Here is a 21,618-nt window from a genome sequence, read left to right as displayed (position 1 = left end):
CGTTGTGCCGCGGCTATTTCAATTCCACCGCGTGGATGTTTCGGAATTCGACTTTCATGTTCTTGACGCCGGGGTGGATTTGGAGGCCGATGGGGCCGGGGGTGTTGTAGCCGGGGAGGTCGGTGTCGAGGACGGTTTGGCCGTTGAGCATGATGGTGTAGTGGTCATCGCGGGCTTCAATGCGGATTTTGTTCCAGTCGCCGGGCTTGAGAAGCTTTTCGACGTCGTGGGCCTTGGCGACGTAGCCGCCTTTGGGGACATAGATGGAGCAGGTCATGTCGCGCTTGAGGGAGCGGGAGACGCCGATCTGGCACTGCCATTTCTGTTTGGCACGGATGAAGACGCCGGAGTCGAGGTCGGAGCCCTCGGGCCAGCGGACTTCGAGTTCGACGATGCAGTTGCGGTATTCCTGTTCGGTTTCGAGGACGGAGCCCTTGGCCTTTTCGTCCTGCTGGCCGAGGAGCGTGCCGTCGGCGGTGACGGACCACCAGGGATTGGGATTCGGGGCTTTCCAGCCGGAGAGATCTTTGCCGTTGAAGATAGAAGGTAAGGATTCGTCGGCGGCGAAGAGCGGAGAGCAAAGCGAGAAGGCGACGAGCAGGGCGGCGGCGCGTTGGAACATGGCGGGCTCCTGTAGGGGTGAAGTGACAGGATAGCACGCCGAGGGGGAAGAAACACACCGCGAGCGGCTTCGCTAAACGGGGGGATCAATGGCGGCGGTAGTGACGATAGGGGATCCACGGATCGTAGAACGGATCGCCCCAGTAATACGGATACGGGCGATAGAGCGTCTCATCGGGTTTGCGAAGGAAGGTCGCGCTGTGGGAAAGACTCTGCGAGCCGACGGTCACGGTCCATCGCAGGTTGAGCCCGTCCAGATCGAATCCGCGGTTCGTGTACAGTCCGCTGCCCGGCAGGGGAAACGCCGCTTCGATCGTGGCACTCTGACCCGGCGCGATGGTTTGCACGCCGGCGGGAGCGACGGTCGGCGGATCGAACTGCTTGATGGCGGCATCGAAGAGCGCCAGCGCGGCGGGGTCGAACCGTGCCGGTTGATCGGTGACATTATCGAGGCGCAGACGCACATCGATCGCAGCGGGCGCGGCATCGGTTTCATTGCGCAGGCCGACGATGGTGGCGAGCGCACGCACCTGCGTCTGATCGCCGACCGCCATGGGCACTTCGAGCGGGCGGGGTCGATACGTGTAGTCGGTGTTGTATACGGCGGTGCTGCACCCGGCGAGCGAGACGCCGGTCAGCAGGGCGATGAGCAGAATGCATGGAGCGCACCGCATGACTGATCATAGGCGGCGTCTGGGCGGCGATTCGATAGGGTAAATCGGTATGATGTCCTCATGCATCAGGATGAGGCCTCGCGCCAACTCAAGTCCGCCCTGCTCAAGTGGTACGCCAAGGCGCACCGCGCGATGCCCTGGCGTGCGCGGCCGGGCGCATTTCCCGATGCGTATCACACGCTCGTGAGCGAAGCGATGCTCCAGCAGACGCAGGTCGCCACGGTGATCGGGTATTTCGAGCGGTTTGTCGCGCGGTGGCCGACAGTCGCGGCGCTGGCGGCGGCGGATGAGCAGGAGGTGCTGCACGCATGGCAGGGCCTCGGGTACTACCGGCGGGCGCGCCATCTGCATCGTGCGGCGAAAATGATCGCAAGCGATTTCGACGGGCGCGTGCCTCAGACGGTCGACGAGCTTCTCAAACTTCCGGGGGTCGGACGATACACAGCGGGCGCGATCGCGTCGATCGCCTACGGGCAACCGGCGGCGCTCGTCGACGGCAATGTGCTGCGCGTGCTGGGTCGGATCGACGCCATCGACGGCGACGATGCGGAGGCGATGACCTGGCGGCGGGCCGAAGCACTGATGCAAGTGCGCCTGCGTGGTGCATGCACGGCGGGGGACTGGAATCAGGCGCTGATGGAACTTGGCGCGCTGATTTGCACGCCGGTCAATCCCCGGTGTGATGCGTGCCCGGTGCGGTCGATGTGCAAGGCGCTGGCGACGGATCGCGTAGCGGAACTGCCTGCGGTGCGCAAGCGTGCGAACGTGCGGGCGGTGACGCATCGAGTCGTGGCGATCGAGCGGAACGGACAATGGCTCGTGCGGCAGCGGGGTGATGCGGGGCTGTGGGCGGGGATGTGGGAGTTGCCGACGCTCGAAGGCGAGGGCGAACTGAAGGAATGGGTCCATGCCGCGACGGGCCTTCGCATCGGCGCGGTTCGCAAAAACGGTGGCTTTGCGCATCTGACGACCCATCGCCGCATTGCCTTCGAAGTCTGGCTTGCCCGGCCGAGCGGCGGACGGCTTCGTCGGGGGGCGGGCGTCTGGCGGCGGATCGAGGCGATGTCGGACCTGGCCATGTCCAACCCGCAGCGACGAGCACTGGCCCTGCTGCGCCAAAAGGCCGCATCACTGGCGGAACATGCGTAAGTTGTTGCGAATATGTTTCAAAATAATTGACCGGCCAAGGTTTTCGGACGATACTTAGGGGGACTGCTCGTGGTCGGGTCCATTCGGGACAAGCTGTAACTGTGTACACACACGCGGATCAACTCGATACTCAGGCCCTTTGGCGCGTTCTGGATGTGACGCGCCAACTGGGAGCGCCTGTCGATCTGGAGACCACGCTGCACACGGTCATCGAAGCCGCGCGCGAAGTCCTCGGCGCCGATCGCGGCACCGTGTTCCTCTACGACAAGAAGACCAACGAACTGTTCGCCAAGGTCGCCACGGGCCTCAAGGAAATCCGCTTCCCCGCCAAGGTCGGCATCGCCGGCGAATGTGCCCAGACCCGCAAGGTCCTGAATATCCCCGATGTCTACGCCGACGCCCGGTTCAATCAGGAAGTCGACCGCAAGACCGGCTACCGCACGCGCTGTCTGCTGACGATCCCGCTTGTCGGCATCGACAATGAGCTGGTCGGCGTGATGCAGCTTCTGAACAAAACCGACGGCGTGTTTGAGGAAGACGACGAACGACTGGGCACGGCGCTGGCGGCCCAGTGCGCCGTGGCGCTGCAGCGCGCCAAGCTGCTCGAAGATTTCATGGTCAAACAGAAACTGGAGCGCGATCTGGCGCTGGCCCATGACATTCAGCAGCGCGTGCTGCCCACGAGCATGCCTGTGCTGAGCGGTTACGATCTGGCCGGCTGGTCGCGCCCCGCCGACGAAACGGGGGGCGACATCTACGACGTCGTCGGCGTCGACGATTCGGGGGCGCTGCTCCTGCTTTGCGACGCGACGGGGCACGGCATCGGGCCGGCCCTGTCGGTGACGCAGGTGCGGTCGATGTTCCGCATGGCGATGCGCCTCAAAGCCCCGCTCGACGACATGTTCGTCAACGTCAACGATCAGCTCTGCGATGACCTGGCCGAGAACCGGTTCGTCACGGCGTTCGCGGGACTGCTCGACACGAACGCGCACAAGGTCGAATATCACGCCGGCGGTCAGGGCCCGATCATTCACCTGCACGCCGCCACGGGCGACGCCGATCTGCTCGAAGCGTCGACCATCCCGATGGGCATCATGCCCGGACTGATCGCCGGTCGCCCCGATCCGATCCGCCTCGCGCCCGGCGACATCCTCGCGCTGATCTCCGACGGTATTTTCGAGTACATCGGGCCCGGCAACGAACAGTTCGGCGAGCAGCGCGTGCTTGAAGTGCTTCGGGCCCATCAGGACAAGCCGATGCACGAACTGATCCGCCTGCTTGTCGAGGCGGTGATGGTGTTCGCGTGCGGGATGAAACAGAATGACGACATGACCGTCGTGCTGGTCAAGCGTCATGCGTAAAGCGCCGTCGGTGCGGCGTGTCATGATGTGACGCTGCTTTGCCGATAGGCGGATAGTCCCAAGCTCCATACACTCTGATGCATGTCGCAGACGCCTCAGGAAATCCTCGCTGAACTTCGCAAACGCGAGCTGCTGTCCGAAGAGGCGCTGGCGGGCGTGGCCGATTTGACGGACGGCAAGGTGATCCTGCAGCGGCTGGTGCGCGACGGGCATCTGAGCGAGTTTCAGGCCAAGGCCGTCTGGCAGGGCGCCGCCGCGTCGCTGCTTATCGGCGGGGCGTACGTCATCGTCGATCGCCTCGGGTCCGGCGGCATGGGCGTCGTCTACAAGGCGCGGCACCGCATGATGAACCGCATCGTGGCGGTCAAGGTGCTCTCGGCGGCCCTGTCGCACAACGAGGCGATGAAAAAGCGGTTCTTCCGCGAAGTGCAGGCGGCGGCCCGGCTCAATCACCCCAATATCGTCACCGCCTACGACGCCGGCGAACACGCCCACCGGCTTTTCCTCGTCATGGAATTCGTCGACGGCGTGGACCTTTCGACGCTCATCGACAAGCGCGGCCCGATCGGGATCGATCAGGCGGTCAACATCGTGCTTCAGTCCGCCGCGGCGCTCGATTACGCGCATGCGCAGGGCGTGATTCACCGGGATGTGAAGCCGGCGAATCTGCTGCTGCGGCGCGACGGCGTGGTGAAGGTGCTGGACATGGGACTGGCGGTGCTCATCGATGCCGAGTCGCAGGCGGAGCATTCGCTGACGATGTCCGGGCGCATGATGGGCACGGTCGAGTACATGCCCCCCGAGCAGGCCGAAAACCCCAAGCTCGCCGATCATCGCGCGGATATTTACGCGCTGGGCTGCACGCTCTACCGCATCGTCACCGGCCAGCTTCCCTACACCGGCGAGACTGCCTTCTCGCTCGCCCTGGCGCATCGCGATCGACCGATTCCCAACATCGGCGACACGCTCCCGGGCGCCGCAGAGGCGCTTCAGCATGTATTCGCACGCATGGTCGCCAAGCAACGCGACGATCGTTATCCGTCGATGCGCCATGTCATCGAGGCCCTGCAGCAGGCGCTGCCCTCGGCGGCGCGGACGCCGCTGCATCTGGACTCGCGCACGATCGGCGGTTCGCGCAGCGATCCGGAAGGCATGACCCTGCCCGGCGCCGAACGCACCCCGCCGTCGTTCGAATCGACCATGCCGACGATGCCCGCCCCGGCGAGCAGCGCCAGGCAGCGCTCCTCGCCTTCGCTGCCGCAGCTTCCGGAATTGCCCGGCCGCCGATCGAAGAAAAAGCCGTGGGCCGCCATCGTCGGCGTCGGCATGGCGATCGTCATCGGCATGCTCGTCATGGTGCTCATCAGCTCCATGTTCAAATCAAGCGACGCGACGCCCGATGCCAATGCGACCGTCGCACAGATCACGAGTCCGATCAAGCCCGAGCCGGCCGCGACGCCGATCGTATCCGAATCGCCCGCTTCGCAGCTCGTCGCGGATCTGACGCCCGCCGGCGGCGATCCGCCCGGCGGCGAGACGGTCGTCACCGCACCGCCCGCGCCCTCGGCCGAATCGCCGAAGCTCGTCAAACTCGATCCGCCGACGGAACCGACGCGGATTCAACCGGCCGAGCCCGCCCCGACCGCGCCGCTGACACCGACGCCTCCCGCCGCGCCCGCGCCGCCGCCGCATCCTGAACTGGTGATCCCCGACGGCGCGGTTGTGCTGACGCCGGCCAGCGGGCTCGTCGATCTGATGCCCTTCATCGACCCGCGCGCCGATGCGATCGACGCACGTTGGGTCATCACGCCGCGCGGTCTGGTCGCGCAGGCCGGTCCCGGTGGCGACAATCGACGCCCGCGCCTGGTGCTGCCCGTGCGCGTGCTTGATGACTACGAACTGCAGGCCGAATTCCATCAGGTCTTCGGCCATACGACCGGCCTGATCCTGCCGCTCGCGCCGTCCGCGGCCGTTCATCTGGTGATCGACACCGCCGCGGCGAATCTGCGGCTCGAACTGAAGGATCAAGATGCGGTCGATCAGTCCATCCCCGCCGACATCAAGCTCGACGGTCCGCTGAGCATGTTCGTTCAGGTGTCGCACGAAGCGGACAAGGTCAGCGTGAACGTCGCACTCAACGATCACGCGGTCTTGCACTGGTCCGGCCCGCCGATGGGCCTGCGCCTTGAGCCGAACCTGATGCTCACTGCGCCCGATGCGCCGGGGTTGACGTCGATGGCGACCGACACATCGTTCGAGCATGTCCGATTCCGCGTCATCCATGGCACAGCCGCGCAGCTTCGCGCCGAGCCGGTCGATCGCACGGCCAACAAGGACGGCGCCAATGACGCTCCGCCGCCGCGGCCCAATGACAATGGTCCGCCCGGCGAAGGCCCGCCTAATCGCCCCCAGCGCCCGGGGCTCGGCGAGCGAGAAGGTAGGTTCGATCGTCCTCGGCTGCTCGAGCGCCCTGGATCGCGTCCAAACGATCGCTGAGCGCTTCGCTGACTTTCGTGAGGTTTTCTCGGGCCATTTTGGCGTAAATTTTCGCCAGCTCTCCGCCCAGTCCCTCCACGTTGAGCATCGAAGCATTCTCCCGCCGCATCTCCGTGAGCCCGTCGGTGTACATCGCAAGCAGCGCCCCTGCCGGAAGCGATTCGCGCGAGGTGATCATCGGTTCGGCCGCGATCCCCAGCGGCAGATTCTCCGCCTGCTGCATTGACCGCACCTCGCCGCGCGCATCGATCACCAGCGCCGGCGGATGCCCCGCATTGATGCACTCCAGTTCGCCGCTGGCGCTGTCGAGCCGCAGCGCGATCGCCGTCACGAATGTTCCGTCATCAAGGTACTCGCACAGATGACTGTTGAGCCCGTCCATCATCGCGCCCAATCCCGCGCCCGCACGCACGAACGCATGCACCATCGCATGCATCTCGCTCGCCACCAGCGCCGCCGGCAATCCCTTGCCCGTCACGTCCGCGATGACCAAGAGCGTCGCCCCCGACTGATCGCGCACCACGTCGACGTAATCGCCCCCGACCCAGCGGCACGGCTCGAACCCCAGCGCGATTTCCAATCCATGCGCCGAGGGCTCGCGCGGCACGAGACGGAACTGAATCACGCGCGCCGCCGCCAGCTCCCGCTCCAAAGCCGCATGACGCTGCGCCTGCTCCTGCGCCCTGATCGCCGCCTCCGCCTGCTGATACTGCTGCGCCGCCAGCGCGACGAGCGTCAACCACTCCGCCGTCCCGAACTGCGGGGGAAACGCCACGTACAGCACCTCCAGCGTGTCATCGTCAAAGTTGAGCGGGACGGCCGCCGCCGCCTGCTCGCCGACCGCTTCGGGCGCCATCGACATTTCAACCCCGCCGCTCGATCCGCCCGTGTTGGACGCGAACGTCGGGGCGGGTTTGTCATTGATCGCCGCCAGCAGCCCGCGCGACAGATGCGGCGGCGCTTCGCCGCGCTGTTGCGCCCGGGCCGACTGAACCGCATCGCATAACGCCTGCGGCTCCGGCTCCAGATCGCTGCGCCGCATCGAAAGCGCCGCCGCGAATCGACCGTGAAACGCACCGTCGACCATCAGCCGGCACAATCGCTCCAGCCGCTCGCGCCGTGTCGCCAGACCGAGCAGTTCATGCCCGAAGTCCGTCAGCGTGTGCAGATGATGCGTGTCGATGCGGGCGGCGTTGGCGCCGAACGTGCTGTAATGCGTCAGCGGCGAATCGACGATCGTCGTCGGCCTCGCCCTCTGCGGCCGCTCGCTCGCCGTCTCGACGGGCATGATCCGGAAGGTGTAATCGCCGATCGTAAATGCCCGGCCCAGGTCGATCGTCATCTCGCTGACCGGCAGGCCGTCGATGAGCGTCCCGTTGCGACTGCCCAGATCGCGCAGCACCCAACGGCCGATCTTGTCCCGCGCGATCTCCGCATGCCGGCGCGACACGCGGTCGTCATCGATGCGCAGCTCCGCCGACTTGGACCGCCCGATTGTCAGCGGCGTCTTGTCGATGTTGACCTTCGCGATGACCGTCCCGTCGCGCGCGACCTGCACGACAAACCGCTCGCCCGCGGCTTGTTTGGATTCGCTCGATGAGTCATTCGATGGCGTCATCGTCATCTCGTAAGCAGACCCGACCACATGCACGCACCCGCCAATAGCCCCGCCTGGATTTGAACCAGGGACCAAGCGATTATGAGTCGCGTGCTCTGACCGCTGAGCTACGGGGCCGGTCGCGATGATTATACCGATGCCCGTCCCGCCCGCGCGTCCCGAACATCACGTTTCACGATTCGGCACGCAATGGTAAATTACGCACCATGGGTCACGATGTCTTCGTCAGTCATTCCTCGCTGGACAAGCCCACGGCCGATGCGGTCGTGGCGACGCTCGAAGCGCGGAAAATCCGCTGCTGGATCGCCCCGCGCGACATCCTGCCCGGCGCCGACTGGAGCGAATCCATCGTCGATGCGATCCACGGTTCGCGCGTTATGGTGCTCGTCTTCTCCGATCACGCCAACGCCTCGCCGCAGATCAAACGCGAGGTCGAGCGGGCGGTCAATCGAAGCATCCCCATCATCCCGATGCGGATCGAGAATGTGATGCCGACCAAGTCGCTGGAGTATTTCATCTCGACGCCGCACTGGCTCGACGCTTTCAATCCGCCGCTTCAGCAGCATCTGAATGTGCTGGGCGATACGGTCGAACGGCTTTTGAGCGGGAAGACGCCCAAAGCGCCGCCGATGGTGATCCCCACGCCGACGCCGTGGTACGTTCAGCACATCAAATCGCTCGCCATCACCGCCGCCGTCATCATCGCGCTGATTCTCCTGCTGATCATCGCTCTGCGCGGCCCCGGCAAGAACGACGGCGGCAGCGCGCCTGTCGCAACCGGCAACGGTTCGACCAGCACCGCCGGCACGACCGCGCACAACACTTCCGGAGGGTCTGTCGAGCAGCAGGGCATCAAGGCATTCGCCGGTCAGTGGCGGATGCTCAGCTCGAAGATGGACCCGGAGATGATCATTCCGGGCATACCGACGATGCCGCTGGCGATGGGCAACACGCTGCTTGCGGCATGGACCGGTCCCGAGGCGCACGCCACGCTCGACATTCAGCCCGGCGGGCTCTACACGTTGAGCATCGACGTGCAGGGTCAGGGCACGTACACGCCGAGCATCACACCCGATCGCTTCAGCAAGAATACCGCCGCGAAGGGGTTCATCACCTTCGCCTCGCCGCGCACCGGCGCTTCGGATCGTGTGGAGGCGATCTTCTGGTACGTGCATGAGGATCAGCCGCACCTGGCCTCCAAGAAGGGCGATACGCAGATGTCCCTCATGCCTCCGGGCAACGGAGCGGCGGTGACCTCATGGGTCCGCCGCGCCGACACGGGCCTGCCCGAGTCCTCGCCCGTCGGCACATGGCAGGCGCATCAGTTGTTCATTGATTCGTATCTGCCCTACGACGCGACGCTCGTACTGAGCACCGACGGCAAATACACGATCCGTTTCACCCGTGTCGAAAAAGGTCTGCTTGACGCGACGGACGGCAAGTACCAGTTCAAGCGCGCCATCGCCGCCGGTCCGCCCGTGCAGGGGGCGTACAACTTCGACGGCCCGGACCGCGTCACTTTCACCGAACCGCGCGGCACGGCGACATGGGTCCGCGTCAAAAATTGATCATCGGGGGATCCATGACCGATACGCCAGCCGCCGACACGCCGATTCCGACACTCACCGCCGTGCCCTATCAACTTCGGCTCGGCGTTGTGGGGCATCGTAAGCTGGCGGACCCGGCGGGGGCGGGCGCGGCTTCGGATCAACTCATGCGCTCGCTCAAGTCCATCATGACCGGCACGCCGCGCGTGCAGGTCGAATGGGTCGTCATCAGCCCGGCGGCGCTGGGGGCCGATCGCGTGCTGGCGCAATCGGCGATGGAGCAATTGTCGGCCCGGCTTGAAGTGGTGACGCCGATGCCGCTCGACGAGTATCGCAAGGATTTCGACAGCGCCGAGGACCGCGCCGAGTTCGAATCGCTCATCAAGAAGGCCGATCGCCTCGTCGAACTGCATCATCATGAACCGGACCCCGGCGATGTGGCGGCCCGGCGGCGGGCGTATACGGATGTCGGGCGCGCGGTCGTCGATTCGTGCGAAGTGCTCGTGGCGATCTGGGACGGCAAGCCGTCGGCCACTGCTGGCGGAACCGGCGATGCGGTGCGCTACGCCCTGGAAGCGGGGCGTACGGTCATCGTCATCGACGCCAATGACCCCGCAGCACCGCCGCGCCTGCTCGGTCGCTCCCGAGACGCGGACCGGTCGATGCCCGTCGAAGGACCGGCGATTTCCGCGGGCTTGTTCGAGCTGCGCGACTTTCTCGGCACCGGTTCCCTTTCACCCGACGCCTTCGCGCATGGCTATCGACACGCCGTCGAAAAACTGCGCCAATTCGCACAGACCGTCGCATATCCGACGAATCGTCTCGAAGTGGTGATGCGGACGCTGCTGCCCTTCGGCATTCACGCCGGAGAACTATCGGCGAATTATCAGCGGGCGTATGTCGCGGCGTGCAAGAGCGTGTTCTACCTGTCCGCGTTCGCCGTCTCGATGGCCGTCGCACAGGCCCTGTTCTTTTCATCAAGCGTCTGGCCGACCATTGTCGAGCTGCTCGCCATGCTGGCGGCGATCGGGATTTACCTGGCGAATCGGCGCGGGGCGTGGCACGAAAAATGGCTGCACAGCCGCTTCGTCTCCGAGCAGCTTCGCATGGCCCTGTTCACGTTGATCGTCGGCGAAGACCCGACGGAGCCGTTGACCAATACGCACCGTGCGCTGCCGTTCTATGCCGGACCTCAGCAATGGGTGCCCGCCACGGTCCGCGCCATCGTCGCTCGCACGCGCGCTGCCTTGCCCCCCGAGCCCGATGTCTCGCCCGCCGCGCAAAAGTTCATCATCGATGGCTGGCTCAAGCATCAGCAGGCCTGGCACGCCCGCAATGCCCACCGCAAGGAGAAGCTCGCCGAGCATGCGCGCTACAAGATCCTCGGCGCCTTCTTCGCCACGTTCATCGCCGCCGCCGTCCATCTCACCGGCACGATGACGCACGGAGCGCATCACAAGCCCTCAGCCGATCGCGGCGCGACGGAGTCCGTCGAGGTGGTCGCCGAGGCCGTTCCGGCCGAGCATCCGCTCTGGTTGAATCTCTTCACCTTCGCCGCCATGGTGCTGCCCGCCTGGGGCGCCGCCGCACACGGCATCTCCAAGCAGCTCGAGTACGAGCGCGTCGCCGCCCGGTCGCATCAGATGTCCATGGTCCTGGCCCGCCTCGTCGACCGCGCCGCCGCCGCGAATCCCGCTGACTTCCGCGCCCTGGTCCACGAAGCCGGCCGGCTCATCGCGCTGGAAAACTACGAATGGTGGGTGGTGTTGAGCTTCGATCCGCCCGAATTGGTGGCGTGAAGCGGGAAGGGGATCGGGGTGTCGAAAAATATGATGCGGGGCTTGACGTGGGGGAATTTGAACGATACAGTTATTTCAGTCGATACAGAAATCTCAGGAAAGCGTCATGGAACTCTCCGCGGTACAGCACAAGTTCATTCTTCACTGGGGCGAGATGGGCACCAAGTGGGGGATCAACCGCACGGTGGCGCAGATTCACGCGCTGCTGTACGTCAGCGGGCGGTCGATGCACGCGGAGGAGATCGCCGAGACGCTCAGCGTGGCGCGGTCGAATGTCTCGACGAGTCTGCGCGAGCTTCAGTCATGGGGCATCATCAAGGTGGTGCAGCAACTGGGCGATCGGCGGGACTACTACGAGGCGATCGCCGACGTCTGGCAGATCTACGCCATCATCATGGACGAGCGCAAGCGCCGCGAGATTGATCCGACGATCGAGTTCCTGCGGACGTGCGTCGCCGACTCCGACAAGTACAAGCCACACGATTCGCAGACGCACGACCGACTTGCGGAGCTTCTGGGTTTCGTCGAGACGATGAGCGCCTGGTACGAGCAGGTCCGCCGCCTGCCCCCGGGGGCGTTTAAGCGCATGGCCAAACTCGGCGGCAAAATCGCCGACCTCCTCGGGCCGGGCAAGAAGAACGCATAACCTTCTCTTTTTTGTCAGGATATTTCAGTCATGACAGAAACTACCGAACAATATGATCAGATGGCGAAGCGTCGTCACGATCCGATTGCGGAATTCCCTTGCATGGAAGCGAAGCGCGGGATGGGCGACGCAAATTTCTAAAGGGGGCTTGTCATGGGGCTGCGCGTGTTGATCGTCAATCCGCCGTATCAGACGCTGACCAGCAATCTCGGCGTCGGGCACCAGATTCCGCTGGGGCTGCTCATGGTCGGCGGGGCGCTTCTGGATGCGGGTCACGAAGTGAAGCTGCACGATGCGGAAGCGCGGCGGGATTCGATCGCGTCGGTGGCGGAGCAGGTCCGCCGATGGCGGGCGGACGTGGTGATGACGGGTCACGCCGGTTCGACGCCGGCGCATCCGGTGTGCATGGCCATGCTAAGGGCGATTCGCGCGGCGTATCCGCAGGCGGTGAACATCTACGGCGGCGTGTATCCGTCGTATCACGCGCAGGCGATTCTGCGTGACGAGCCGGCGGTTGATGTGATCGTGCGCGGCGAAGGCGAAGCGACGAGTGCGGAGCTTCTTGATGCATTGGAACATGGCAAGTCGCTTGACGCCGTCGAAGGCATCGCGTTTCGCCGGACGGGCGACGAGATTGTTCAGACGCCCGAGCGCGAGCCGATGGGCGAGCTGGATCGATGGCGGGTCGGATGGGAGCTGATCGACGACTGGGACCGCTACCGGTGTTTCGGGCTTGGGCGCGCGGCGATCATGCAATGGTCGCGCGGCTGCCCGCATCGCTGCACGTACTGCGGCCAGCACGGATTCTGGGTCAAATGGCGGCGGCGGAGCATCGTGCCCTTCGTCGACGAGATCGAAATGCTCAGCCGGGTGCACGGCGTGCGATTCATCACATTCGCTGATGAAAACCCGACGACGATTCAGGACGAGTGGAGAGCCCTGTTGACGGAGATCGCGCGGCGAAAGCTGCCGGTGAAGTTCTTCGCGACGATCCGTGCGACCGACATCGTGCGCGACGCTCAGTTCATCGACCTGTACCGCGAGGCCGGGATGCTATATGTGCTCATGGGCATCGAGTCGACCGACGACGCGGTGCTCGAAGCGGTCCACAAACGCTCGAACACGCTCATCGACTTTCACGCATGTCGGCTTCTCCGCGCTCATCACATTTATTCCATCATCGGCCACATCGTCGGCCTCGGCGACGAGACGCCGGCGGACTTCCGGCGGGCGCGCCGCGTGCTGGCGCGATACGACGGCGACTATCTCAACGCCATGTACGTCACGCCGCACAGTTGGACGCGCTTTGCCGCCGATCAGGCCGGGCGCGGCGTCGTGCAGATGGATCAGCGCAAATGGGACTACCGTCACCAGGTGCTCGCGCAGTCGAAAATGCGGCCGTGGGAGCTGTTTCTGTGGGTCAAGTGGCTGGAGCTGTGCTTTCATCTCCGCCCCGCGCGGCTGCGGCGGATGTTGACGGGCGATGCGGCGCGGCGGCGGCAGATGCTCTGGTGCCAGTGGCACACCTTCATGGTCTGGCTCGGCGAAATCGTCGAGTTCATCGCGGCGACGCGCCATGAAAAATCGCCCCGGCCCCTGCAAACCGTCTGCGACCTGCGCGATGAGCGCGTCCCGCTTCGCATTCGACGCCGCGTGATGGCGATAACCGAACACAAAGAAAGGACGACGCCATGCATTCCTACCTAGTCATCGGCTACCTGCTCTACCTGCTCATCAGCATCGTGCTGACCCTCTGGGTCGGGCGCACGCTCCATCACAACGGGCGGCTCTTTCTCGTCGAAGCATTCGAAGGCAACGCCGCGCTGGCCGACTCGGTGAATCATCTGCTGCTGGTGGGCTTCTACCTCGTGAACATCGGCTACGTGACGCTCGCGCTGCGATACGGCGAGAAGCCGGACGACTTGGCGACGATGATCGAATTTCTGAGCACGAAGGTCGGCCTCGTGCTCGTCGTGCTCGGCGTCATGCACTTCGGGAATCTCTACGTGTTCAATCGCCTGCGCCGCGGGGCGGTCGAACGGCGTGAGGCGCCGCCGGTGGAGCCCGACGGTCATTTCGCGGTGGAAGGTGGTGCGTGATGAAAGCGATCTATGTGCTGTATGACGAAGACTGCGGGTTCTGTCGGCGATGTGCGTGGTGGCTGGCCCGGCAGAAGCAGCAAGTGCGGTTGATACTCTGGCCGCGCGGTTGTGCGGCGGCGCAGCGCACGTTCGGCGGACTGTTGGCGACGGCCGAGCCGGACGAGATGCTTGTCATCACGGACGACGGGGCCGTGTATCGCGGCACGAAGGGGTATGTCATGTGTCTGTGGGCCCTGCGGGGGTATCGGCGGTGGGCGAAGCGCCTGGCGCGGCCGGCGCTTCGCCCGATGGTGCGCGGGGCGTTTGAGTGGGTCGCACGGCACCGCGGGCTGTTGTCGACGTTGCTGGGCTGCACCGGCGACGCCGAGGCGGCGGCAAGATTGCGCGACCTGGAGCCGATGCGCTGTGCGACCGTTGCGCCCGACGCCTCCGGCGAACTGCTGCCGTTGAACGAACGTCCCCAAAGCCCGTACGATTCGGAGCATCACCCATGACCGCGCTCACGACGATCGGCACGCCTCCGCCCCCGTCCCCGGAACCGACGGGCGAGCCGGTGATGTTCATGAACTGGCACGACCTCTTGTTCGCACATTGGCCGGTGCGACCGGAGGCGCTTCGCCCGCATGTGCCGCCGCAGCTTGCGATCGAAACATTCGACGGCCGGGCCTACCTCGGCGTCGTGCCGTTTCATATGACCGGCGTGCGGCGGCGCGGCCTGCCGCGCGTGCCGACGACGCATGCGTTTTGCGAACTGAACGTGCGGACCTATGTGACCGACGGACGCAAGCGCGGCGTGTGGTTCTTCTCGCTCGATGCACCGCACCGGCTGCCGATCTTCATCGCCCGACGCTGGTACGGACTCAACTATGTGCACGCCGCCATGCGTCGAAGCGTCACGGCGACCGGCGCGATCCGATATGCATCGAAGCGGCGGCGCGATCCGACGATCGGCTTTGAAGCCGAGTATGCGCCGACGGGTTCACCGTTCATCGCGGCGCCCGGCTCGCTCGATCATTTTCTGGTGGAGCGATATTGTCTGTATTCGGTCGATCGAAGCGGCCGCCTGCGGCGGGGCGACATTGTGCATGAACCCTGGCGATTGCAGCGGGCGACGGCACGGATCGCGATGAACACGATGACGCGCCCGCTGGATGTTGAATTGGCGGGGGAGCCGCATCTGATGTTTGCGAAGTTGATTGAAGCGCGGGCGTGGGCGCCGAGAGGATGCGATCTTGAAAAAACAGACGCATCACCCCATCAAGCCGTCTGACCCTGCTCGGCGAGGCGCTGGTAGTGCGCATCTTGAATCGGGATGACGATGTCGAGGATTTCGCGGAGGACCTGCGCAGGGGACTGCATGGCGTCGACGTCGGCGACCATTTCGTCGCTGTAGTAGTCGAGCACGGGCTTCGTCTCCGCGTGGTAAACCTCCCAGCGATGACGGATCACCGACTCCTTCGCATCGTCGGCGCGGTTTTCCCTCAGGGCCCGTCGGCGAAGGCGCTCGATCATCTTCTCCTCATCGCGGCATACGAGGTTGATGCACTTGAGCACATCGAGCTGCGCCCCGAGCAACCGGGCCTGATTCACATTGCGCGGAATGCCGTCGAGAATCAAAAGGTCGCTCGCCGGCTTGTACGCGCCGAGGGCTTCGTTCTTGCGAAGGTGGGCGTGCCAGATTTTGAACGTCACTTCGTCGGGGACCAGTTCGCCGCGTGAGGAATAGTCCAGGAACACGCGGCCCAGTTCGCTGTTGGGATCGAGCCGGCGGAACACGTCACCGCAGGCCGAGTGGTAGAACCCGGGAATGTTGCCGAGAATGCGACCCTGCGTGCCCTTGCCGGCTCCGGGCGGTCCGAACAATAAGACGGTCTGCTGTCGGTACAAGCGGTCGCTCCGTGCGGTTGAAAAGACGGGGATGGCCTCAGCGGCATATGGTAGGCCCGCCGCCGCTGTCTCACAAGTTCGGCATTTCTCAGATGCGACGTTACTTGGGCAGGTAACGGTCGATGTCCTTGAAGGGGTCTTCGCCGCGCGGATCACGGTCCTGCCCCTTGGTCATGACGATCAGGAGCCGCAGGTCTTGCGATCCGAGCCGGAAAATGCCGGCCGTCGGGGCGTAACCGTTGGCCCGCACCAGCACGCCAAGCTCGTAATCCAGCACGCCCGCCCCGAATTCCTGCACGGGAATCTGAAACTGCCCATCCCCATACGCGGCGTTCGTCGACAGCACCCGCCGCCCCAGACTCCGCGGATCGAGCGTCAACTCGATCGTCGCCGACTCCACGCCCGGCCCCGCAAGCCGCGGATCATCCGCCGGCACGATGCTCACCAGCGCCTCCGGCCCGGTGACGACCTTCCCGCGCAGCGTGTAACCCGACGAGCAGCCCGCCGAAAGCGCAGCCAGAGCGCTGATGAAAAACATCATCACCACGCATCGCATCATGGCTTGTTGAGTTCCTCCGCCTGCGGCAGATCTTTGAGCGTCGCGAGCCCGAAAACTTCCAAGAACGTCTTGGTCGTGCCGTACAACATGGGCCGACCCAGCTCCTCGGCGCGTCCGACGATTTTGACAAGGTGCCGGTCCATCAGCGTGCGGATCACTTCGCCGGCGCTGACGCCGCGGATCGTTTCGATGTCGGCCCGGAGGATGGGCTGCTTGTAGGCGATGATGGCGAGCGTCTCGAGCGCCGCGGGGGAGAGTTTGTTGTCGATCTTCGTCCGATGCAGCGCCGCGACCGTGTCCTTGTAGCGCGGGAGCGTGAGCATCTGATACCCGCCGGCGACCTGCTCGATGGTGAAACTGCGGTCGTGCTCCTTGTAGAAATCGTTGAGCGCGGCCAGCGCATCCTTGATCGGCTTGGTCGCCTCAAGCCCGCAGGCCTCGGCGATTTTGCCCAGCGTGATGGGCCGCTCCACACTCATGAGCACCGCTTCGACGTGCCGCTCGAGCGTCGGCATGTCGATCTCGCCGGCGGCGGCGTCAGGTTGTACTTCCGGGGCTTGCGGGGGTTCGGTCTGGTTTGTCATACGCTTCATTGTACACTTGGCAAAATGGCGATGCACGTTGCGATCATCACCGCCCCGTACGACCGGCTGATTCTCGAAGGTAAGAAGACCATCGAGTGTCGGCTGACGAAACAGGCGCGCCCGCCGTTCGGCTGCATCAAGCCGGGCGAACGCATTTTCATCAAGCGCTCCGGCGGACCGTTCGTGGCGGAGGCCGTGGCGGATCGCGTGTGGATTGCGGATCAAATGACGGCCAAGGGCATCGCCAATCTGCGAGAGCAGTTCGATGCACAGATTCATGGTGACGCGGGCTACTGGCGCAGTCACCGCGCCTGCCGCTACGCCACGCTGATCTGGCTGCGCGATGTGCGGCCCAGTTCGCACCGCCCGCTGTACAAGCCACAGAACATGCGGGCCTGGTACACGCTCGACGACGAGCCGGTGACGCTGGACGACCGCGGCGCGGCCTTCGATATCACCCTCACCGCCGGTTCGCTGCGGCAACATCAGGTGCGTCTCGCGACCGTGATGAACCACTTCGACCGCCGGCACATCGGCGGGGCGACGAAGCGGTCGATCGGCACGCCGCTGACGCTGCGACTTTTCGGCGGGGCGACGATCGAGACGGACATCGTCGGCGACAAGAAGATGTTCCGCTGGCGGGGGTGGAAACCGTGGTTTGAACAATGTGGCCTCTCGGCGGGGGATCGCTTACGATTCACGCCCCGCGGCGGAAGCATTTATGATGTGCGCCCCGTGCGGAGCGAATGAGCCGACCCACCATGAAGCGCAGCCAGCTTGCCTTTTCGACCAACGCCTTCAAGAAGACCGACGTCATCGACGCCGTGCGGACGATCGCGCGGATCGGATACGCCGGCGTGGAGATCATGGCGGATAAACCGCACATGCGCCCCGACACGTATACCGACGCGGAGGCCAACGAGCTTCGCAAGATCATCGAAGACGCCGGACTCGTCGTGTCGAATGTCAATGCGTTCACCGGGTTCTGCTTTTCCGACGGCGACACGTATCACCCGACCTGGGTCGAAGCGGACGCGAAGAAACGTCAGCAGCGGATTGATCACACCCTGCGGGCGATCGAGTTGACGGCTCGCATCGGGGGCAATCACATTTCGCTCCAGCCCGCCGGGCCGTACATGGGGCGGGATGTTGATGCGCTGTACGAAATGTTCGCGGAGGGGATCGACGCGTGTCTGAGTCAGGCGAAGGCATGCGGCGTGACGCTCGGCGTCGAACCGGAGCCGGGTCTGCTCATTGAGCGGTCCGATCAGTACGAGCGGCTCAAGCAGGGCTTTTTCGCGGATGAACCATTCGTGAAGATGAACAGCGACTTGGGTCATTTTTACTGCGTGCGGCAAGACCCGGTCACGGTGCTGCGCGAACATGCGGCGGAGATTCGGCATGTGCATATCGAGGACATCACCGCCGAGCGCGTGCATCAGCATCTTGTGCCGGGCGAAGGCGTGATGGACTTCGCGGCGATCTTCCGGACGATCGACGCGATCGGGTATCACGGGATGGTTACGGTGGAGTTGTATCCGTACACGACGTCGGCCGCGGACGTGGCCCAGCGGGCGTATGATTATCTTTCACCGCTGCTCACTGCCGATTGAGGCCTCCATGCAGACCCTGCCGACCGATGTCAATTCGCTGCCGCTGGATCAGGCGTTCGCCCGCCTTGTCGATCCGTCGGCGCTCGATGTGCTCATCGAGATGGCGGCGGCGGAGGACCTCGATCAGGCCGGCGACATCACCTCGATGGTCTGCATCGACGCATCGGCGAGCGCGACGGCGACGTTTCACGCCCGCAAGCACGGCCGCCTCGCCGGGGCGGTCCTGCTGGCACGCATTGCGCGGCACTATGGCGATCATCTGACCGTCACCGACTGGATTGCCGACGGCGAAGCGCTTTCGCCCGGCGACGCCATCGCTTCGATCTCCGGCCCGCTGCGCGATCTGCTCAGTGCCGAACGCGTCATGCTCAACTTCGTCTGCCGCCTGTCGGGCATCGCCACGCTGACCGCGCGGTATGTCGAAGCGGCAGCGGGCACGCGGGCGAGGATTTTCGACACGCGCAAGACGACCCCCGGCTATCGCGGGCTTGAAAAGTACGCCGTGCGCTGCGGCGGGGGGCACTGTCATCGCATCGGGCTTTACGATGCGGTGCTCATCAAGGACAACCACGTCGCGCATCTCGCCGCCGCGGGGTTCGACAAGCCGCTCGACGAGGCGATTCGCCGGGCGCGGGCGCTCAAACCCCCGCCGGCGTTCATCGAAGTCGAAGTCGATCGGCTCGATCAACTCCGCAGCGTGCTGACGAAGGACGTCGATATGGTGCTGCTGGACAATATGGATCGCGCCACGATGCGCGAGGCGGTGAAGAGGCGCGATCAGACGAAGCCGGGCATCGAATTGGAGGCGAGCGGCGGGGTGAACCTCGACACGGTGGGCGCGATCGCCGGGACGGGCGTGGACCGTATCTCCGTCGGCGCCCTGACGCACTCCGCCCCGGCGCTGGACATCGGATTGGACATGGCATGATTCACGTCGCCAAGGAATATACGCCGCAGCAGGAACATCGCATGCTCGCCATCGCGCGGCAGACGATCGTCGATGTGCTCAGCGGCCGCGACCCCGCCAATCCGCGGGTCGACGCGGCGACGGAGACGTACCTTGTCGTGCCGCGCGGCTGCTTCGTCACGCTGCGTCATCGCCACGGGCGGCTGCGCGGATGCATCGGGACGTTCGAGCGGAAGGAGCCGCTGTGGATGACGCTCATGAGCATCGCCGCTTCGGTGACGCGCGATCCGCGCATCGTGCGGACGAACCCCGTCGTGCTGGCGGAGGCCAACGATCTGGTCATCGAGATTTCCGTGCTCACGCCGATGCGCCGCATCGACGACCCGATGAGGATGCGGCTCGGGATCGACGGGATCTGCATTCAGTGTCCGGGCGATCCGGCGATCGGCAACGGCGTGTTTTTACCGCAGGTGCCGATCGAGCAGGGGTGGGATGTGGAGCGGACGCTCAATGAGGTGTGTCAAATGAAGATGGGTTTGCCGGCGGATGCGTGGCGGCATCGCAAGGATTTGGAATTTTACCTTTTCGAGTCGATCAAGTTCGCGGAGACGCCGACGGATGTGATGCGATGACCACCCCCGGAACCCCCGGAACCCCCGGAAACGAAGCAGGCATGTTGGCGCCGACGGCGGCGTTCACGCAGGGTTGTGCGACGATCGGCGTCGTGCTCCCCGATGAGCAGGTCGCGCTGTTGGGGCGATATCTGTTTGAGCTATTGGAGACGAACAAGCTGTTCAACCTGACGGCGATTCGCGAGCCGGAGGCGGCGTGGATGCGGCATGTGCTCGATTCGCTGTCGGTAGTGCCGCTGCTGGAGGGCGTGCATCGCATGATCGATGTGGGCAGCGGGGGCGGGTTGCCGGGCATGGTGCTGGCGATCGCCCGGCCGCAGGTGAAGGTCACGCTGCTGGAGGCGACGGGGAAGAAGGCGAAATTTCTTCGTGAAACCGCGGGGAAATTGGGGCTCGGCAACGTCGAAGTGGTGAACGAACGTGCGGAGACGGCGGGGCAGGACAAGCGGTATCGCGAGCGGTTTGACATGGCGGTCGCGCGGGCCGTCGGGCCGCTCAATGTGCTGCTCGAACTGACGCTGCCGCTGGTGCAGGTCGGCGGGCGCGTGGTGGCGATGAAGGGCAAGCGGGCGGAAGAGGAATTGCAGGCGGCGGGCGATGCGCTGATGGTGCTTGGCGGCGGCGAGGTCAATGTGTACGAAGCGCTGCCGGGGCTCGAAGATGATGCGGATCTGATCGAGGTGGTGAAGGATCATGCGACGGGGAAGACGTACCCGCGGAGGCCGGGGGTGCCGAAGACGGAGCCGTTGTGATGAACACTATCAAACAATTCCGACCGTCATCACCCGCGATCCTTTTCCAACTCACGTAAGCGGACGGACCACTCTTTTGCCTCTTCCAACCGGTTCAGTTTCCGGCAGATATATCCAAGTTTTCGGTATGCATCCTTATCACGGGGACGATGTTCATTTGCTCGCTTGTAGAACTCGTATGCTTGCGGGTACTCCTTGCGAACCGTTCGGTAGAAATCGCCAAGTTCAAGCAACAACAAATAGTCGGACTGCACCGCAATCGCGCGCTCGGCAACGTCACGCCATTCATCGGCCTTGTTCGACAACACGTCGGCCAACCCTTTAAGCGCTGCAAAATGATTTGGATTGACCTCCAACGCCCGGCGATAATACTGCTCAGCGCTGGCGCGATCGCCTTGAAAGACCAGCTTTAACGCTCCGCCCGCAACGTTGATCGGCTCCTTGATCGTATTGATGTTGAGGTAGCAATGGCCGATCTTCGCATATGCGGTTGCCGCCTCGTCCGGAACGGCATCGGCGTGACGGAGGTAGTGCTTGATTGCTCGTTCGTAATTCTTCGCGACGAACCACTGATTGCCGCGCTGCAAATGTGTGAATCGGCGAAAGAACCAGCCCATGTGCACCCGTTCTGATGGAGTTCGTGCCGAGTCAGCATGATATTGCAGTGGGCA

22 protein-coding genes and 1 tRNA gene are annotated in these 21,618 nt (G+C 64.4%); 15 read left to right on the top strand and 8 right to left on the bottom strand.

Features of this window, described 5'->3' with window-relative positions; all coding sequences use genetic code 11:
* Nucleotides 1-13: 13 nt before the first annotated feature.
* Complete coding sequence (locus GC162_18585; protein ID MBI1370649.1) at nt 14-622, bottom strand: DUF1080 domain-containing protein; 609 nt, start codon at nt 620-622, stop codon at nt 14-16.
* Nucleotides 623-707: 85 nt separating this feature from the next.
* On the bottom strand, nt 708-1,295 hold the full coding sequence (locus GC162_18580) for a hypothetical protein (protein ID MBI1370648.1): 588 nt from the start codon (nt 1,293-1,295) through the stop codon (nt 708-710).
* Between the two features lie 60 nt (nt 1,296-1,355).
* Here GC162_18580 and mutY point away from each other — a divergent pair, with 60 nt between their 5' ends.
* The 3 genes from mutY (at nt 1,356) to GC162_18565 (ending at nt 6,301) form a co-directional block, all read left to right on the top strand.
* Nucleotides 1,356-2,444 (top strand): A/G-specific adenine glycosylase, encoded by a 1,089-nt coding sequence (mutY, locus tag GC162_18575; GenBank protein MBI1370647.1) that lies wholly within the window; start codon nt 1,356-1,358, stop codon nt 2,442-2,444.
* A 26-nt stretch (nt 2,445-2,470) separates the two neighbouring features.
* A complete protein-coding gene (locus GC162_18570) occupies nt 2,471-3,805 on the top strand; it encodes a SpoIIE family protein phosphatase (GenBank protein MBI1370646.1) in 1,335 nt (444 codons plus the stop codon).
* An 81-nt stretch (nt 3,806-3,886) separates the two neighbouring features.
* Nucleotides 3,887-6,301 carry a protein kinase gene (locus GC162_18565; protein MBI1370645.1) on the top strand — a complete coding sequence of 805 codons (2,415 nt, stop codon included), beginning with the start codon at nt 3,887-3,889 and terminating at the stop codon, nt 6,299-6,301.
* Here the strand turns inward: GC162_18565 and GC162_18560 are convergent.
* Nucleotides 6,204-7,925, bottom strand: a complete 1,722-nt coding sequence (locus GC162_18560) for a SpoIIE family protein phosphatase (protein MBI1370644.1) — start codon at nt 7,923-7,925, stop codon at nt 6,204-6,206. The genes GC162_18565 and GC162_18560 overlap by 98 nt on opposite strands.
* Before the next feature lie 38 nt (nt 7,926-7,963).
* Nucleotides 7,964-8,036, bottom strand: a tRNA-Ile gene (locus tag GC162_18555).
* Between the two features lie 89 nt (nt 8,037-8,125).
* Here GC162_18555 and GC162_18550 point away from each other — a divergent pair.
* The 7 genes from GC162_18550 (at nt 8,126) to GC162_18520 (ending at nt 15,283) form a co-directional block, all read left to right on the top strand.
* Nucleotides 8,126-9,487 carry a TIR domain-containing protein gene (locus GC162_18550; protein ID MBI1370643.1) on the top strand — a complete coding sequence of 454 codons (1,362 nt, stop codon included), beginning with the start codon at nt 8,126-8,128 and terminating at the stop codon, nt 9,485-9,487.
* 14 nt (nt 9,488-9,501) lie between these two features.
* Entirely contained in the window at nt 9,502-11,265 is a 1,764-nt protein-coding gene (locus GC162_18545; GenBank protein ID MBI1370642.1) for a hypothetical protein, read from the top strand.
* A 106-nt stretch (nt 11,266-11,371) separates the two neighbouring features.
* Complete coding sequence (locus tag GC162_18540; protein ID MBI1370641.1) at nt 11,372-11,911, top strand: MarR family transcriptional regulator; 540 nt, start codon at nt 11,372-11,374, stop codon at nt 11,909-11,911.
* A gap of 153 nt (nt 11,912-12,064) precedes the next feature.
* A complete protein-coding gene (locus tag GC162_18535) occupies nt 12,065-13,618 on the top strand; it encodes a radical SAM protein (protein MBI1370640.1) in 1,554 nt (517 codons plus the stop codon).
* On the top strand, nt 13,603-14,010 hold the full coding sequence (locus GC162_18530; protein ID MBI1370639.1) for a hypothetical protein: 408 nt from the start codon (nt 13,603-13,605) through the stop codon (nt 14,008-14,010). Before GC162_18535 ends, GC162_18530 begins: the two co-directional genes overlap by 16 nt.
* On the top strand, nt 14,010-14,507 hold the full coding sequence (locus GC162_18525; protein MBI1370638.1) for a DUF393 domain-containing protein: 498 nt from the start codon (nt 14,010-14,012) through the stop codon (nt 14,505-14,507). The genes GC162_18530 and GC162_18525 overlap by 1 nt, the downstream gene beginning before the upstream one ends.
* 62 nt (nt 14,508-14,569) lie before the next feature.
* On the top strand, nt 14,570-15,283 hold the full coding sequence (locus tag GC162_18520; GenBank protein ID MBI1370637.1) for a DUF2071 domain-containing protein: 714 nt from the start codon (nt 14,570-14,572) through the stop codon (nt 15,281-15,283).
* Here GC162_18520 and GC162_18515 read toward each other — a convergent pair.
* From GC162_18515 to scpB, 3 genes are all read right to left on the bottom strand, one after another.
* Nucleotides 15,271-15,900, bottom strand: a complete 630-nt coding sequence (locus GC162_18515; GenBank protein ID MBI1370636.1) for an AAA family ATPase — start codon at nt 15,898-15,900, stop codon at nt 15,271-15,273. The two genes, GC162_18520 and GC162_18515, sit on opposite strands and share 13 nt — an antisense overlap.
* Before the next feature lie 100 nt (nt 15,901-16,000).
* Nucleotides 16,001-16,459 (bottom strand): hypothetical protein, encoded by a 459-nt coding sequence (locus GC162_18510; protein MBI1370635.1) that lies wholly within the window; start codon nt 16,457-16,459, stop codon nt 16,001-16,003.
* Nucleotides 16,456-17,529: an SMC-Scp complex subunit ScpB gene (gene scpB, locus GC162_18505; GenBank protein ID MBI1370634.1), complete on the bottom strand. Its 1,074-nt coding sequence runs from the start codon at nt 17,527-17,529 to the stop codon at nt 16,456-16,458. The genes GC162_18510 and scpB overlap by 4 nt, the downstream gene beginning before the upstream one ends.
* Nucleotides 17,530-17,532: 3 nt before the next feature.
* Here scpB and GC162_18500 point away from each other — a divergent pair, with 3 nt between their 5' ends.
* The 5 genes from GC162_18500 to rsmG all read left to right on the top strand — a co-directional run bounded on the left by GC162_18500 (nt 17,533) and on the right by rsmG (nt 20,947).
* A complete protein-coding gene (locus GC162_18500; protein ID MBI1370633.1) occupies nt 17,533-17,793 on the top strand; it encodes a hypothetical protein in 261 nt (86 codons plus the stop codon).
* Nucleotides 17,790-18,656 carry a TIM barrel protein gene (locus tag GC162_18495; protein MBI1370632.1) on the top strand — a complete coding sequence of 289 codons (867 nt, stop codon included), beginning with the start codon at nt 17,790-17,792 and terminating at the stop codon, nt 18,654-18,656. The genes GC162_18500 and GC162_18495 overlap by 4 nt, the downstream gene beginning before the upstream one ends.
* A gap of 100 nt (nt 18,657-18,756) precedes the next feature.
* Nucleotides 18,757-19,584: a carboxylating nicotinate-nucleotide diphosphorylase gene (nadC, locus tag GC162_18490; GenBank protein MBI1370631.1), complete on the top strand. Its 828-nt coding sequence runs from the start codon at nt 18,757-18,759 to the stop codon at nt 19,582-19,584.
* Nucleotides 19,581-20,195 carry an AmmeMemoRadiSam system protein A gene (gene amrA / locus GC162_18485; protein ID MBI1370630.1) on the top strand — a complete coding sequence of 205 codons (615 nt, stop codon included), beginning with the start codon at nt 19,581-19,583 and terminating at the stop codon, nt 20,193-20,195. Before nadC ends, amrA begins: the two co-directional genes overlap by 4 nt.
* Complete coding sequence (gene rsmG / locus GC162_18480; GenBank protein ID MBI1370629.1) at nt 20,192-20,947, top strand: 16S rRNA (guanine(527)-N(7))-methyltransferase RsmG; 756 nt, start codon at nt 20,192-20,194, stop codon at nt 20,945-20,947. Before amrA ends, rsmG begins: the two co-directional genes overlap by 4 nt.
* Before the next feature lie 29 nt (nt 20,948-20,976).
* Here rsmG and GC162_18475 read toward each other — a convergent pair whose 3' ends face one another.
* Entirely contained in the window at nt 20,977-21,564 is a 588-nt protein-coding gene (locus GC162_18475; GenBank protein MBI1370628.1) for a tetratricopeptide repeat protein, read from the bottom strand.
* Nucleotides 21,565-21,618 lie beyond the last annotated feature (54 nt).

The organism is Planctomycetota bacterium, from assembly GCA_016125255.1.
In the GTDB taxonomy this organism is placed as follows: domain Bacteria; phylum Planctomycetota; class Phycisphaerae; order Phycisphaerales; family Zrk34; genus RI-421.
Note: the sequence above shows the minus strand (reverse complement) of the source record. Positions and strands in the feature narration are given on the sequence as shown.